Origin of the sequence: Pseudonocardia terrae (assembly GCF_021343995.1) — a bacterium.
GTDB classification, from domain to species: domain Bacteria; phylum Actinomycetota; class Actinomycetes; order Mycobacteriales; family Pseudonocardiaceae; genus Pseudonocardia; species Pseudonocardia terrae.
Genome location: NZ_JAJTTE010000066.1, coordinates 21,093 through 34,819, shown reverse-complemented (window position 1 = coordinate 34,819; position 13,727 = coordinate 21,093). Strand labels below are relative to the sequence as shown.

15 protein-coding genes are annotated in these 13,727 nt (G+C 71.4%); 8 read left to right on the top strand and 7 right to left on the bottom strand.

Annotated features, from left to right (window positions below):
* The 3 genes from LWC33_RS30190 to LWC33_RS30180 form a co-directional block, all read left to right on the top strand.
* The coding region (locus tag LWC33_RS30190) for an ATP-binding protein (RefSeq protein ID WP_233308081.1) at window positions 1-2,211 on the top strand (2,211 nt) is incomplete at its 5' end.
* Window positions 2,208-2,756 carry a response regulator gene (locus LWC33_RS30185; RefSeq protein ID WP_233308080.1) on the top strand — a complete coding sequence of 183 codons (549 nt, stop codon included), beginning with the start codon at window positions 2,208-2,210 and terminating at the stop codon, window positions 2,754-2,756. The genes LWC33_RS30190 and LWC33_RS30185, both read left to right, overlap by 4 nt.
* Window positions 2,757-2,892: 136 nt before the next feature.
* A complete protein-coding gene (locus LWC33_RS30180) occupies window positions 2,893-3,294 on the top strand; it encodes a hypothetical protein (protein ID WP_233308079.1) in 402 nt (133 codons plus the stop codon).
* 207 nt (window positions 3,295-3,501) lie between these two features.
* Here LWC33_RS30180 and LWC33_RS30175 read toward each other — a convergent pair whose 3' ends face one another.
* From LWC33_RS30175 to LWC33_RS30155, 5 genes are read right to left on the bottom strand one after another with little or no spacing between them, the layout of a single operon-like run.
* Window positions 3,502-3,909 (bottom strand): (R)-mandelonitrile lyase, encoded by a 408-nt coding sequence (locus tag LWC33_RS30175; protein ID WP_233308078.1) that lies wholly within the window; start codon window positions 3,907-3,909, stop codon window positions 3,502-3,504.
* An 11-nt stretch (window positions 3,910-3,920) separates the two neighbouring features.
* Window positions 3,921-4,943: a zinc-dependent alcohol dehydrogenase family protein gene (locus tag LWC33_RS30170; RefSeq protein WP_233308077.1), complete on the bottom strand. Its 1,023-nt coding sequence runs from the start codon at window positions 4,941-4,943 to the stop codon at window positions 3,921-3,923.
* A gap of 27 nt (window positions 4,944-4,970) precedes the next feature.
* A complete protein-coding gene (locus LWC33_RS30165) occupies window positions 4,971-5,315 on the bottom strand; it encodes a carboxymuconolactone decarboxylase family protein (RefSeq protein ID WP_233308076.1) in 345 nt (114 codons plus the stop codon).
* A gap of 30 nt (window positions 5,316-5,345) precedes the next feature.
* A complete protein-coding gene (locus LWC33_RS30160) occupies window positions 5,346-5,528 on the bottom strand; it encodes a DUF2255 family protein (RefSeq protein ID WP_233308075.1) in 183 nt (60 codons plus the stop codon).
* Window positions 5,525-6,964: an MFS transporter gene (locus LWC33_RS30155; protein WP_233308074.1), complete on the bottom strand. Its 1,440-nt coding sequence runs from the start codon at window positions 6,962-6,964 to the stop codon at window positions 5,525-5,527. Before LWC33_RS30155 ends, LWC33_RS30160 begins: the two co-directional genes overlap by 4 nt.
* 192 nt (window positions 6,965-7,156) lie before the next feature.
* On the opposite strand from LWC33_RS30155, the gene LWC33_RS30150 reads away from it, so the two are divergent.
* Both LWC33_RS30150 and LWC33_RS30145 read left to right on the top strand, forming a co-directional pair.
* Complete coding sequence (locus LWC33_RS30150) at window positions 7,157-8,068, top strand: helix-turn-helix transcriptional regulator (protein WP_233308073.1); 912 nt, start codon at window positions 7,157-7,159, stop codon at window positions 8,066-8,068.
* A 241-nt stretch (window positions 8,069-8,309) separates the two neighbouring features.
* Window positions 8,310-9,206, top strand: coding sequence for an SDR family oxidoreductase (locus tag LWC33_RS30145; RefSeq protein WP_233308072.1), 897 nt, complete (start codon window positions 8,310-8,312; stop codon window positions 9,204-9,206).
* On the opposite strand, the gene LWC33_RS30140 is transcribed toward LWC33_RS30145, so the two are convergent.
* On the bottom strand, window positions 9,199-9,624 hold the full coding sequence (locus tag LWC33_RS30140) for a hypothetical protein (RefSeq protein WP_233308071.1): 426 nt from the start codon (window positions 9,622-9,624) through the stop codon (window positions 9,199-9,201). The two genes, LWC33_RS30145 and LWC33_RS30140, sit on opposite strands and share 8 nt — an antisense overlap.
* A 204-nt stretch (window positions 9,625-9,828) precedes the next feature.
* On the bottom strand, window positions 9,829-10,425 hold the full coding sequence (locus tag LWC33_RS30135) for a TetR/AcrR family transcriptional regulator (RefSeq protein WP_233308070.1): 597 nt from the start codon (window positions 10,423-10,425) through the stop codon (window positions 9,829-9,831).
* Between the two features lie 108 nt (window positions 10,426-10,533).
* Between LWC33_RS30135 and LWC33_RS30130 the strand changes: the two genes are divergently transcribed.
* The 3 genes from LWC33_RS30130 (at window position 10,534) to LWC33_RS35525 (ending at window position 13,393) form a co-directional block, all read left to right on the top strand.
* On the top strand, window positions 10,534-10,977 hold the full coding sequence (locus LWC33_RS30130) for a cupin domain-containing protein (protein ID WP_233308069.1): 444 nt from the start codon (window positions 10,534-10,536) through the stop codon (window positions 10,975-10,977).
* A 159-nt stretch (window positions 10,978-11,136) separates the two neighbouring features.
* Complete coding sequence (locus LWC33_RS30125) at window positions 11,137-12,714, top strand: Na+/H+ antiporter (protein ID WP_233308068.1); 1,578 nt, start codon at window positions 11,137-11,139, stop codon at window positions 12,712-12,714.
* A gap of 550 nt (window positions 12,715-13,264) precedes the next feature.
* Window positions 13,265-13,393, top strand: a complete 129-nt coding sequence (locus tag LWC33_RS35525) for a hypothetical protein (protein WP_255693488.1) — start codon at window positions 13,265-13,267, stop codon at window positions 13,391-13,393.
* Window positions 13,394-13,727 lie beyond the last annotated feature (334 nt).

Below are 13,727 nucleotides of genomic sequence, written 5' to 3'. Positions count from 1 at the left end.
GGCGGACAGGCGCAGGTGCGCGGGGTGTCGGGCACCTGGCGGGACCTGACCGAGAACGTCAATCAGCTGGCCGGCACGCTCACCACCCAGCTGCGGGCGATCTCCGCGGTGTCGACCGCGGTGGCCCGTGGCGACCTCACCCAGCAGATCCAGGTCGCCGCGCTCGGCGAGGTCGCCGAGCTCAAGGACAACATCAACCAGATGATCGCGGCGCTGCGCGCGACCACCGCGGAGAACGCCGAACAGGGATGGTTGGACTCCAACCTCGCCCGCGTCGGGGGCCTGTTGCAAGGCCAGCGCGACTTGGGCGAGGTCTGTCAGATGATCATGGACGAGGTCGCCCCGCTCGTCGGGGCACAGGTCGGCACGTTCTTCTTGGCCGCCGCTGCCGGTGACCTCGCGGAGGCCACGGCCGCACCCCGCTGGAGGATGTGCGGCGGCTACACGGTTCCGACCGAGGATCCGCCGCTGGAGTTCCGCTCCGGAGAGGGCCTGGTCGGCCAGGCCGCACTGAGCAAGCAGAGCATCGTGGTCACCGACGTTCCACCCGGCTACCTGCCCGTGCGGTCCGGCACCGGAGCCGCCGAGCCGCGGGCGCTGGTCGTCCTGCCCGTCCTGTTCGAAGGCGAGTCGTTGGGCGTGATCGAGCTCGGAGCGACCACGCCGTTCTCGGCGCTGCACCTGACCTTCCTGGAGCGGTTGGTCACCACGATCGGCGTGGCCATCGCGACGATCCAGGCCGGTCGACGCACCGAGGAGCTGCTCGCCCAGTCCCAGCGGCTGACCACGGAGCTGCAGGACCAGTCGGCCGAGCTGCAGCGCACCAACGCCGAGCTGGAGGAGAAGGCCCTGCAGCTGTCCGAGCAGAACCGCAACATCGAGATCAAGAACCTGGAGATCGACGCGGCGCGACGCGGCGTCGAGGAGAAGGCCCAGCAGCTCGCGCTGGCCAGCCAGTACAAGTCGGAGTTCCTGGCGAACATGAGCCACGAGCTGCGCACCCCGCTGAACTCGCTGCTGTTGCTGTCGCGGCTGCTCGCCGACAACCAGGACGCGAACCTGACCCCCAAGCAGATCGAGTTCGCCAGCACGATCCACTCGTCCGCGTCGGAACTGCTGCACCTCATCGAGGACATCCTCGACCTGTCCAAGATCGAGGCCGGCCGGGTGGACGTCGAGCCGGCCTCGGTGCAGCTCGCGGAGATGTGCGCTTACGTCGAGCAGGCGTTCGGCATGCAGGCCGAGGAAAAGGGTCTCGAGCTGCGCGTCGAAGCGGCGGCGGAGCTGCCGGACTCGATCATCACCGACGCCCACCGGCTCCAGCAGATTTTGCGTAACCTCCTCGCCAACGCCGTGAAGTTCACCGACGCCGGCGGCGTCACGCTGCACGTCGACGTCGCACCGTCCGGCACCCTCTACGGGGTGCCCTCGCTCGAGGGTGCCCGCTCGGTGATCACCTTCGCGGTCAGCGACACCGGGATCGGGATCCCTGACGACAAGCTGGCGATGATCTTCGAGGCCTTCCAGCAGGCGGACGGCACCACCAGCCGCAAGTACGGCGGCACCGGTCTGGGGCTGTCGATCTCCAAGGAGCTGGCTCGGCTCCTGGGCGGCAAGATCGAGGTGTCCTCCGAGCCCGGCGCGGGGTCGGTGTTCACCCTGCTGCTGCCGGAGGAGTTCCCGGCGGGCGCCCCGGCCGCGGCACGCGTCCCGCAACGGGGCTCGACCGAGCCGCCGGCGGAGATCGTCGACCGCGGCGGGTCCATCCTCTTGCGGACCAGACCGGCGGCCACGACGCGCCCGAGGCCGGAGCTTGCTGGAACCACGGTGCTCATCGTCGACGACGACGTGCGCAATGTCTTCGCCCTCACCAGCGCGCTGGAGCTGCATGGTCTCGAGGTCCTCTACGCCGACAACGGGCTGGACGGCATCGCCCTGCTCACTGAGCACCCCGAGGTCCGGATCGTGTTGATGGACGCGATGATGCCCGACCTCGACGGCAACGCGACCACCCGCCGGATCCGAGCACTTCCGCAGGGCCGAGACCTCCCCGTCGTGTTCCTGACGGCGAAGGCGATGCCCGGGGACCGGGAGTCCAGCCTGGCCGCAGGCGCCACCGACTACGTCACCAAGCCCGTCGACCTCGACGAGCTACTCGCGATCATGGCGTCCTGGGTCAGCGGTAACGGGAAGGGAACGGAACAGGCATGACGGTGCCGGTCCGGGTCCTCGCGGTCGACGACCGACGGGAGAACCTGCTCGCGTTGCAGGCGATCCTGGAGGGGCTGCCCATTGAGATCGTGCCGGTCACCAGTGGCGAGGACGCGCTCAAGCAACTGCTCGTTCAGGACTTCGCAGTGATCCTCCTCGACGCCAACATGCCTGGAATGGACGGCTTCGAGACCGCCAAGCACGTCAAGCAGCGCGAGCGGACCCGCCACATCCCGATCCTGTTCCTCACCGCGGCGAGCTACGACCCTCATCTGGCCTTCCGCGGCTACCAGGCGGGAGCGGTGGACTACATCACCAAACCCTTCGACCCGTGGGTGCTGCGGTCGAAGGTGTCCGTGTTCGTCGACCTCTATCGCCTGCACACCGAGCTGGCCGAACGCGCCGCCGAGCGGGACTCGCTGCGCAAGGGGGTCGACGAGGCAATGGAGTTGCTCGCCGCCGCCGAGCCCGCCGACGGCGCCACCTCCGCGCTCGTGGACCGCTTGCGCACCACCCTCGGGGCTGTCCGTCATCATCAGTACTGAGTACGTCCCCACTACCTGGGCCGAGCCGCCGGCCGCCCCGAAGCCGGACCCGCAGCCGCCGACGGCCGAGCAGGCAGCGCGAATCATCAACGAGGCCTGGTACGACCCGGACTGGGGCGCGATGGTCTGGACGGCGATGACGACGGTCGTGCGGCGCGACGAACTGTGCGCGATCCGGGTCTCGTCTGTGGACCTCACGGAGGGACGCGAGACGCTCTGGCTCCGGCGGGCCGTCCGCCGCGACCTGGGAATTGGCCGGGAAGAAGGCGGTCTCAAGATGCGCCGAGGGACCGACGTCGATGGCCTGCACGGCTGGCGGTGGTGGCAACGGATCACCCGCTGCGACACGCCGGGGATCACCGTGATCCGGGCCCGGGCGAGCGACCGGGCGCGCCACACCCAACCCGAGCAGCCGCAGTGGAACCGCCTCGGCTACGGCAACAACGCCATCCAGGAGGTGCACGTCCGCATCCGGCACCCAGCACCTGGCGACAACCCTGCCGCGCGGCCCGCCGAGGGCGTGGCGCCCTCGCCATAGCCCCGCAGCCGGACGCCGACCCGGTCCGATCACATGTTCGATCTCGTCAGCCCAGGTGACACGGAGCGGTGCGCTGCCTGCGTGGTCCCCTTCTGCGCACGTCGTCGTGCGGAGCTGGTCGAACGGGGGTGGGCTGGGCTGCCGCTCCTGCTCCGGATCCGGGCTTCCGGCCACCCGCCACGTCATCGTGGGCGGGTCGCTCTCCGGTTACTGCTCGTCGGCCTTCCTGTACTGCTCGTCGGGGAGTGGCTCGAGCCACGTGGTGGGGTCTTCCCCGCCGGGGAGGTTCTCCAGCATGGCGAGGTGGCTCATGAAGGTGTCGACGGCAGCGCCGTGCCAGTGCTCCTCGTCCGGTGGGCAGACGACGGTCTCCCCGGCGTGGATGCGCAGGACATGGCCGTCGCGGGTGCCGACCAGGCCGACGCCTTCGGTGACGTGGAGGGTCTGGCCGACGGCGTGGCGGTGCCAGTTGGTGCGGGCGCCGGGGGTGAACCGGACGAGGGCGACCGTCATGCGGGACGGTTCCCGGCCGTTGTAGATCGGGGTGACGTAGACGTCGCCGCTGAAGTTCTCAGCCGGCCCCTTGGCCGCCGGATTGACGGTTCTCAGTTCCATCTCGCGCTCCTTCAGGGTCGCAGCAGGGTCTTGACGGCCCGGCGTTCGTCCATGGCCCGGTAGCCCTCGGCGGCCTCCTCGAGGGGTAGTTCGAGGTCGAAGACCTTGCCGGGGTCGATGGTGCGGCCGCAGACGAGGTCGATCAGCTCGGGCAGGAAGCGGCGCACCGGGGCGGGGCCGCCGTGCAGGTGGACGTGGGAGAAGAACAGCTCCTGGCCGGGCAGCGCGACGTCGTGGGAAACCCCGACGTATCCGACGTGACCGCCGGGGCGGGTGGAGCGGATGGCCTGCATCATCGACTCCTGGGTGCCGACGGCCTCGATCACCGAGTGCGCGCCGAGCCCGTCGGTGAGCTCCTTGATCCGGGCCACGCCGTCGTTGCCGCGTTCGGTGACGATGTCGGTGGCGCCGAACTCGCGCGCGAGCTTCTGCCGGGGCTCGTGGCGGCTCATGGCGATGATGCGCTCGGCCCCGAGCTGTCTGGCCGCGAGCACGGCGAGCAGCCCGACCGCGCCGTCGCCGACCACGGCCACGGTCTTGCCCGGCCCGACCTCGGCCGCCACCGCGCCGAACCAGCCGGTGCCGAGCACGTCCGACGCGGCCAGCAGGCCCGGGACCAGGTCGGCGTCGGGCTGCCCGGGCGTGGCGACGAGCGTCCCGTCGGCCAGCGCGATGCGGGCGTACTGGGCCTGGGCGCCGGTGGGGGCGCCGGGCTGGCGGTGGATGCAGGAGGTCTGGTAGCCGGCCCGGCAGATCTCGCAGGTGTTGTCGGAGGCGAAGAACGAGCCGACGACGAACTGCCCGGGCGTGATCGTGCGGACGTCGCTGCCGACCTCCTCGACGACGCCGACGTACTCGTGGCCCATGGGGGAGGGCCCGTCGACCGGCTCGATGCCGCGGTAGGGCCACAGGTCCGAGCCGCACACGCAGGTGGCGGCGAGGCGGATGATCGCGTCGGTGGGCTGTTCGATCGTCGGGTCCGGGCGGTCCTCGACGCGGACGTCGCCGGGGGAGTGGAGCACTGCTCCTCGCATGATGTGTCTTCTCCTCGAGTTCGGGGATCAGTCGTTCTGGAAGATTCGCTTGGCCACGGCCATGGCGGACATGGCCTTGGGCCAGCCGGCGTAGAAGGCCAGGTGGGTGATGGCCTCGATCAGTTCGGTCTCGGTGGCGCCGTTGTCGCGGGCGAGGCCGAGGTGGAAGACCAGCTGTTCGGTGCTGCCGCTGGTGAGCAGGCTGGCCACGGTGATCAGGCTGCGCTCCTTGGGCGTGAGCTCGGGGCGCGGCCAGACCTGCCCGAACAGCACGTCGTCGGTCAAGCGGACCAGCTCCGGCGCGAAGTCGCCGAACGCCTTCTGCGCCCCGGACGGCTCGCCCTGGTCTCTCGCCTGTGCTGTGTGTGCCATGGTGCTCGTTCCTTCCCGGTGGGTTCGTGTTCAGTCCTGCGGCGCGAGCCGCAGGGTCGCCGCGGCGGCCTGGTCGGTGAGCATGGGCTCGAGGTAGCTGCCGGCGTAGCGGCCGTACTTGGCCCGGTAGGCCTGGTCGACGGCGACCGCCGGGGTGGTGTCGGCGGGGGCGAAGGTGACGGTCGCGCTCCACACCGGCGGCGCGGAGCTCATGAGGTCTCCTTCACCGGAGTCGACGGGATGGGGCGCGAGCGGAGCAGCCGGGCCCCGGCGGCGGTGACGGCCGCGATCCCGGCGGTGATCAGCAGGCTCGTACGGACGCCGGCCACGAGGGTGTCCGGGTCGGCGAGCAGGCCCCCGAACACGGCGACGGCCAGGGCCCCGCCGAGCTGGCGGCTGGTGTTGAACACTCCGCCGGCGGTGCCGGCGCGGTGGGGTGGGGTGTGGTCGAGCAGGACCGCCATGGTCGGGGGCATGACCAGCGGACCACCGATCCCGACGAGGATCAGCAGCAGTCCGAGCGCCCAGGGCGGGGCGGTGGCCGGCATCAGGGCCAGCGCGAGCGATCCGGCCGCCATCGCCGCCAGGCCGGTGCCGATGAGCACGGGCCGACCGAAGCGCTCGCCGAGCCGGGCGGTGAACGGGGTCAGCACCAGCCCGATGAGCATCATCGGCAGGAACACCACCCCGGTGGCCAGCGACGACAGGCCACGGGCCTGCTGCAGGTAGAGGCTGAACACGAACGGCAACCCGTAGTAGCCGATCATGAACGCGAACCCGATCAGCACGCTGAGCACGACAGGGTGGGACCGGAACAGCTCGGCGGGCACCATCGGATGCGCCCCCCGACGCTGCACGACCACGAACACCGCCGCAGCCGCGACGGCGACAGCGAAGGCGACCGACACCTGCGGAGCTGCGAACCCCACCGCACCCGCCTCGATAGCCCCGTAGGTCAGCCCGCCCATCGCCAGCACGACGCTGAGCTGACCGAGCCGGTCGAAGGCGGCCGGGCGCCGGGGTGAGCGGGGGGTGCGGGCGAGTAGCACCAGCGCGACCGCCCCGGCCGGCAGGTTGACCAGGAAGATCAACCGCCAGTCCACGGCGTCGAGTAGCCCGCCGAGCACCGGGCCGGCCGAGGAGGCCACGGCCCCGCCCATCGCCCAGATCGCCAACGCCCGGGCCCGCGGCCCGGGCTCGGGGAAGGCCTCGCGCAGCAGCGCCATCGCCGAGGGCATCATCACCGCCGCCGCCGAGCCCTGCACCAGCCGCGACACGACGAGCGCACCCAGGCTCGGCGCCAGCCCGCAGGCCGTCGAGGCCAGCACGAACACCACCAGACCGAGACCGAAGGCGCGGCCCGCGCCGATCCGGTCGCTCAGCGATCCGGCCGAGAGCAGCAGCGCGGCGAACACCAGGGTGTAGCCGTCGACCACCCATTGCAGCCCGCTGACTCCACCGCCCAGATCCGCGCGGATCGAGGGCAGCGCCACGTTCACGATCACCGCGTCGAGGGTGATCACGAAGAAACCCAGCAGCGCCGCAGCCAGTGCCGCAGCCGGACGCGGCCGGCCGTCGAGCGCGGCGTGGGCAGGGTCTGCTTCCACAGCGCGCCGCTGAGGCGTGGTGCTTCCGTCGGGGACGAGCATGGCGGTGGGGCGCTCCTGACTTCCGGGTCGGTCCCGAGATCGGTCGTTCTCGACGACATCGGTCGGCGATGTCGCGGTTCAGCTCGGGCCTCACCGAGGCAACGCTCGTGCAGGCGGGTGTGGGAGGGCGGACCTACAGGGGGAACAAGCTCCACCCCCCTTCCCCGCGCGGCGCGCCGTAGCGTCGAGTCCGTGGACAACCGGGCCGAGATTCGCGAGTTCCTGGTCAGCAGGCGGGCCAAGGTCACCCCCGAACAGGTCGGGCTGCCCGCCGGCGGCGGCACGCGCCGCGTCCCGGGGCTGCGCCGCGAAGAGGTCGCCGTGCTGGCCGGGGTCAGCACCGACTGGTACGTCCGCCTGGAGAAGGGCCACATCAGCGGCGTCTCCGACGACGTCCTCGACGCCGTCGCCCGCGCCCTGCAGCTCGACGAGGCCGAGCGCGCCCACCTGTTCGATCTCGCCCGCGCGGCCAGACCCGCCCGTCCCGGACAGCAGCGACGCCGTGGCAAGGCGCAGCTGCGCCCCAGCGTCGCCCGCATCGTGGACTCGATGACCACCACGGCGGCGTTCGTCCGCAACGGTCGCCTGGACCTGCTGGCGATCAATGCTCTCGGCCGCGCGCTCTACTCACCCGTGTTCGACGCCCCGGCCCGTCCGGCGAACCTGGCCCGATTCAACTTCCTCGACCCGCGTGCGCGCGACTTCTACCCCGACTGGGACGACGCCGCCCACACCTCCGTCGCCCTGCTGCACACCGAGGCCGGCCGCGACCCCCACGACCGCGACCTGACCGACCTCGTCGGCGAGCTCGCCACCCGCAGCCCCGAGTTCCGCACCCTGTGGGCCGGCCACGACGTGCGCCTGCACAACACCGGCACCAAGAAGTTCCACCACCCCGTGGTCGGCCGCCTCGAGCTCACCTACGAGGGCATGGCGCTGCCCGCCGACCCCGGGCTCACCCTGACCGCCTACACCGCCGAACCCGGCTCCCCCTCCGAGGACGCGCTGCGGCTGCTCGCCAGCTGGGCCGCCACCATCGCCACCGAGGACGACGCCGAGGCAGCGGACCTGCCTGATCACACCGCGGCGAACAAGGACCGGTAGCCCGACCCGCAGCTCGCCGGAGCAATGCCGAACCCGTCGACGGCGTTGTGCCGCCGCTGGGCGGCGGGACGTGTGTACCGGGACGTCTCCTGCGCGGTCACGGGGGCGGATGCCAGGCCCGGGTCCGGACACCGGCCTCGACCCGACGCAGGGGTCCCAGCCCGCGGGTGAGCGTCCGGGCGATTGGCCGTGCGGGAGAGGGGAACGCCCCCGCCGAACCGACATGCCGCGGGAGGCGCGAATGGGCAAGGACCAGTTCACCCAGCAGGACCCGACCGAGCAGCACGCCGCTCCGGGCAGCGGCGATCGGACCATCGACTGGCCGGGGCGCACGGCCGACATGGACGTGCGGCCCGACCACGGCGAGGAGACCTACCGCGGGACCGGACGTCTCGAGGGGAAGAAGGCGGTGATCACCGGCGGCGACTCCGGGATCGGGCGCGCCGTCGCCATCGCGTTCGCGCGCGAGGGCGCCGACGTGCTGCTCACCTACCTCGAGGAGGAGAAGGACGACGCCGAGGAGACCGCCCGCTGGGTGCGCGAGGCGGGCCGCACGGTGGTCACGATGGCGACCGACCTGCGCGAGGAGCAGAACTGCCGGGAGGTCGTGGAACGGGCGGTGGCCGAGCTCGGCGGGATCGACGTGCTGGTGAGCAACGCCGCCTATCAGATGTCGCAGGACGGCGGCATCGACGACATCACCACCGAGCAGTTCGACCGGGTGATGAAGACCAACGTCTACGCGTTGTTCTGGCTCACCAAGGCTGCCGTGCCGCACATGGCCCCCGGGTCCTCGGTGATCGCGACGACGTCGGTGCAGGCCTTCCAGCCCTCCCCGCACCTGCTCGACTACGCCACCTCGAAGGCGGCGATCGTGAACTTCGTCAAGGGCCTGGGGCACAACCTCACCGACCGCGGGATCCGGGCCAACGCCGTGGCGCCGGGGCCGGTCTGGACGCCGCTGATCCCGGCCACGATGGACGAGAAGAAGCTCGACTCGTTCGGCGCGCAGGCGCCCATGGGCCGGGCCGCGCAGCCCGCCGAGCTGGCCCCGTTCTACGTGTTCCTCGCCTCCCAGGAGTCGAGCTACATGACCTCGGAGGTCCTGGGGGTCACCGGAGGCTCACCCATCACCTGACCGGCAGCGGTGCGTCGGCGCGGCCGAACTGAGGCGGCAAGACGACATCGGGATCGAGGACCAGGGGTACACCAGCCTTGTCAGTGGGTTCCGGCGGGCGGGCGGCGGCAGGTCTAGTCCGTACAAGCAGATCCCGACCGCGGCGGGCGACGGCGCACTGTGCTCGACGATCCGGATCCTGTTGCCGGCGAGGTGCGGCAGCGGCTGTGCAGCAGGCCGGCGGGGCGCGGCGTTCGTAGCGGATCCCGGAGTGGCGCCGCCGCACCGGCTCGCTGGTGATCGGGTCGGTGGTCAACGGCGCCACGTTGTGGCGGCGCAGCACCCGCCCGACGGTCGAGGCGACCAGCCCGAGCTGGCCGGCCAGGAACACCGGACCGCGGCGGGTGGTGGCGCGTAGCTCGAGGATCTGCTCCTCCACGGCGGCCGCGGTGCGGGTGGGGCTGGTGCGCGGGCGCGAGGGGCGGTCTTCCGACCCGCCCAGCCTTGACACCCACTCCGCCCGGAGGCCCTTCCCCTCGATCAAGCCGCCACGCCGTGCCGACCTCGACAACGTGGTGGGTCGCTACACCTAGCCGAGCTAGGACGGGCGGATCGCGTCGGGTACGCCCTCGCGCGCTGTGGGTCAGTCCGGCGGTGCGCTGCTGCCCACCGCCGCGACCAGCGTCCCGGCTGCCCATTGCTGGACGCGGAGGATCTCTGCGGAGTCGAGGCCGCAGATGTCGCGCAGGACGATCGTCGACTCGATGCCGATGACGACGGCGAGGGCGTGGGTCAACCGGTCGAGCTCGTCCTGGTCGAGTGTCCCCTGCAGCGGGGTCAGCGCGCGTTCGACGTACTCCAGCCGCCGGCTCGGTCGCGGTGGGACCCCCGGCTCGATCGGGTCGCGGTCGATGGTGAAGCGAATCATCTGGCGCAACAGCGCCTCATTCTCCAGGGTCATTCGCGAGAGAGCGTCGACGAGGCGGGCGACCCGGTCGGCCACCGGCTCGTCGACCGGGCCTGCCTCGATCGACAGTTCCATGTTCTGCCGGGTCGTCTCCAGAGCGGCCTCGACAGACAGCTGCTCCGCGCTGGGAAAGTACCGATAGGCCGTGCGCCGGGAAATCTCGGCGGCGTCGGCGACCTCAGCGACCGACGGGCGCCGCCCCTCGGCGATCAGTCGGCCCGCCGCCTCGACGAGCGCCTTGCGCGTCCGGCGTTTCTGGCTGTCCCGACCCATCGCCGTTGACCTCGTTCCCTCTTCGCGTTAGTGTCACATGAGTGCCACGATGGCACTCAAACGACAGGATAGCAGTTCGGTGTCACCACCCATCCGGAAAGGACTCCGATGACCGAGCAGCAGATGCGGCCCACGCAGGCCCTTGTCGTGGGTCCGGAGGAGGGCCGGGAGCTCCCCCTGATCGGACGCGTGGCGCTGAGCGGCGCCCAGACCGGCGGCGCCTTCGAGCTGATCGACTTTCGCGGTAACGTCGCCTGCCCGCCTCCGCACATCCACCGCGAGCGCGAGGAGTGCATCCAGGTGCTCGAGGGCCTGTTCACCTTCACCATCGGCGCGGAGGAGGTCGAGGTGGCGCCCGGCAGCTGGGTGTACGTCCCCCGCGGTACCCGCCACGGCTTCACCGCGAGCGCCGACGCCCGCGCGCTGATCCTCGTCACGCCCGCCGGCCTGGAAGGCTTCTTCGCCGAGCTCGGAGGTGGCCTCGCAGCCGGGACACCCACCCAGGAGTTGCGCGCAGCTCTCAAAGGCCGCTTCGACTCGATCCCGGCCTGACCTTCGCCGGAAGACGCCGTCGTCCAGGCCGGCGAGTAGCAGGCGACCGTCAACCGCAGCGCGGGGCACTGGGGCTTGCCGGGGACCACCGCGACTTCTCGGCGTCGGTCGTTCGGAAACGTTCTTCGCGGAACGAGGATCGCCCGTCACGATGTGTGCGTGCTGGGACTGGAGATGGCGGTCGTCCTCGGCGTCGCCCTGGTCGTGTGCGGTGCGCTGGCGCGCCGCTACCCGATCGCGCCGGCGATCCTGCTGGTGCTCGTGGGTGTGCTCATCGGTTTCGCGCCACACCTGCGGGAGGCCCAACTGCCGCCGGAGGTCGTGCTCCTGGTGTTCCTACCGGTGCTGCTGTACTGGGAGAGCCTGACCACCTCGCTCCGGGAGATCCGCAACAACCTGCGGGTCGTGGTCCTGACCAGCACCGTGCTGGTCTTCGCCACCGCCGCGGCGGTGGCGGCCGTGGCCCACGCGATCGGCCTGGCGTGGGGACCCGCGTGGGTGCTCGGTGCCGCGCTCGCGCCGACGGATGCGACCGCGGTCGGGGTCCTGGCCCGGAGGCTGCCCCGCCGGACCGTGACCGTGCTGCGCGCGGAGAGCCTGGTCAACGACGGCACGGCGCTGGTGATCTACGGACTCGCGGTCGGGGTCACCGTCGGCGAGGAGTACCTGACGCCGCTGCACGTGACCGGCCTGCTGGTCCTGGCCTACGGCGGAGGCGTGCTCGCCGGCGCGCTGGCGGGGCTGGTGAGCTGGCAGCTGCGGCGCCGGATGGACGATCCGATGCTGGAGAACATCGCGATGCTGGTGACGCCCTTCGCGGCCTTCCTGCTGGCCGAGTCGGTCCACGCCTCCGGCGTGCTGGCGGTCGTCGTGTGCGGGCTGTTCATCAGCCAGGTGACCTCGCGCATCACCAGCGCGGTCACCCGGCAGACCTCCGTCCCGTTCTGGACGGTCACGACGACGGTGCTCAGCAGCGCGTTGTTCGTGCTCGTCGGTCTCCAGGCCCACACCGCGGTCCTCGGTCTCTCCAGCGTCTCGCCTGTCCGCGCGCTGGTCGACGTCCTGCTGGTCACCGCGGTGGTGATCGGGGTGCGCTGTGCGTGGCTCTACACCACGCCGTACATCATCCGCGCGCTCGACCGGCGGCCTGCGCAGCGGCTACGCCGGATCGGGGCCCGGCAGCGCTCGGTCAGCGCCGTGGCCGGGTTCCGCGGTGCCGTCTCGCTCGCCGCGGTGCTCGCTGTGCCGCAGACCCTGGACTCCGGTGCGCCCTTCCCCGACCGTGACCTCATCGTCGTGATCACCTCCGGAGTGATCGTGCTGACCCTGCTGCAGGCGCCGCTGCTGCCGCGCGTGGTCCGGTTCGCCCGGCTCCCGGCCGACAACTCCGTCGAGGAGGAGCGGCGCTTCGCCGAGGTCTTCACCACCGACGCGGCGATCGGCTCGATCGATGTCACCGCGGCCGAGCTGGGCACCGACGAGCGTGTCGTGACGCGGGTGCGCACCGAGATCGAGAAGCGGCGGAAGGTGCTGGCGGCCGACGGCGCCGAAGCCGACCAGGTGATCCAGCACGACGACCAGTACGCCGGCCTCTGGCTCGCCCTCATCGCCCGCAAGCGCGAGGCGCTCCTGGAGTTGCGCGACGAGCAGCGCATCGACGACATCGTGCTGCGCCAGGTCCAGGCTCGGCTGGACATCGAGGAGGTCCGGTTCTCCCGGGCAAACCCGGTCGACTGAGAGTCATCGACGACCGGCCGCGGATGTAGTGCGAGGCCACGGCGCGCCTTCAGGGGGAGAGCGGGCGCGAGGACGGACCACGATCACGCCTGGCGCACGACCGTGCCCGCTCGCGGCTCGATTGACTCGTATGCGTGATACGAGCACTACGTTCGGTACATGCGGATACTGGTCTTCTCTCCCGGCGGACCTGTCGCGTCCGGAAGCCTCGGCGCCGCGCTGGTACTCGCGATCGCCGGCGTCGTCCTCGCGGGCTGCGGTGGTGACGCAGAGCCTCCCTCGACCACGCTCTACGTGGACACCGGTGCAGGCCAACCAGCGGCCCCCACGGCGACTGGCGCCCCCGTCGTCCTGCCCGCCGCTGTTACCACCACCGCGACCGCGCCACCCACCACGCGCGACATGACCGTGGACCCGCCGCCGCCGACGTGGACGGGGCCGGTGGAGCCCGGCCCGAACGGTCAGGCCCCGCAGCCCGGCGGGAACTCCACCCCGCAGACCGGGGCCGGCGGCCTGCCGGACGTCGCCGCGCAGCCGGGCTGGAAGGTGGGTGAGCGGCACCATGACCCTCGTCGAGCCGTTCCTGGCCCGCTTCACATGGCAGAACGACGACGGCACCACCGGCTCCGCCGACTTCGCCCCTCGGGTGGCCGGAACCACATTCCCGCACTGCGGTTGACACGGACGCGCGGGAAACGTCCGAGTGTCCGAACGCTGACCGGGTGAGTAGTTGTAGCAGCAAGCTTGATCGAGTCGATTTGCGGTCTGCGAGATCCGCTTCGGCAGGTCTTCGTCGGGGGGCCCGGGCGAGGGGGCGGGCCTGCCGGAGCCCGGTCGTCAAGCAGCGGCGATCGGGCTGACAGGTCGTGGGAACTCTGGCCGGTGGTGCGTCGGCGCTCGCCTTGTCCTGTCGTGCGCTGGTCGTCCCCGCCCACCCCGGTACTGGTCGCGCCCCGAGGCGGTGAAGAGTGGGCAGCCCTCGCGCTCGGAGAGGGGACTCGCGCGCACGAGGG

Excerpts from the sequence above, each read along its gene's own strand:
- LWC33_RS30185 (WP_233308080.1), top strand. The coding sequence starts at position 2,208 with ATGACGGTGCCGGTCCGGGTCCTCGCGGTCGACGACCGACGGGAGAAC.
- LWC33_RS30180 (WP_233308079.1), top strand. The coding sequence starts at position 2,893 with ATGACGACGGTCGTGCGGCGCGACGAACTGTGCGCGATCCGGGTCTCG.
- LWC33_RS30175 (WP_233308078.1), bottom strand. The coding sequence starts at position 3,909 with ATGGAACTGAGAACCGTCAATCCGGCGGCCAAGGGGCCGGCTGAGAAC.
- LWC33_RS30170 (WP_233308077.1), bottom strand. The coding sequence starts at position 4,943 with ATGCGAGGAGCAGTGCTCCACTCCCCCGGCGACGTCCGCGTCGAGGAC.
- LWC33_RS30165 (WP_233308076.1), bottom strand. The coding sequence starts at position 5,315 with ATGGCACACACAGCACAGGCGAGAGACCAGGGCGAGCCGTCCGGGGCG.
- LWC33_RS30160 (WP_233308075.1), bottom strand. The coding sequence starts at position 5,528 with ATGAGCTCCGCGCCGCCGGTGTGGAGCGCGACCGTCACCTTCGCCCCC.
- LWC33_RS30155 (WP_233308074.1), bottom strand. The coding sequence starts at position 6,964 with ATGCTCGTCCCCGACGGAAGCACCACGCCTCAGCGGCGCGCTGTGGAA.
- LWC33_RS30145 (WP_233308072.1), top strand. The coding sequence starts at position 8,310 with ATGGGCAAGGACCAGTTCACCCAGCAGGACCCGACCGAGCAGCACGCC.
- LWC33_RS30135 (WP_233308070.1), bottom strand. The coding sequence starts at position 10,425 with ATGGGTCGGGACAGCCAGAAACGCCGGACGCGCAAGGCGCTCGTCGAG.
- LWC33_RS30130 (WP_233308069.1), top strand. The coding sequence starts at position 10,534 with ATGACCGAGCAGCAGATGCGGCCCACGCAGGCCCTTGTCGTGGGTCCG.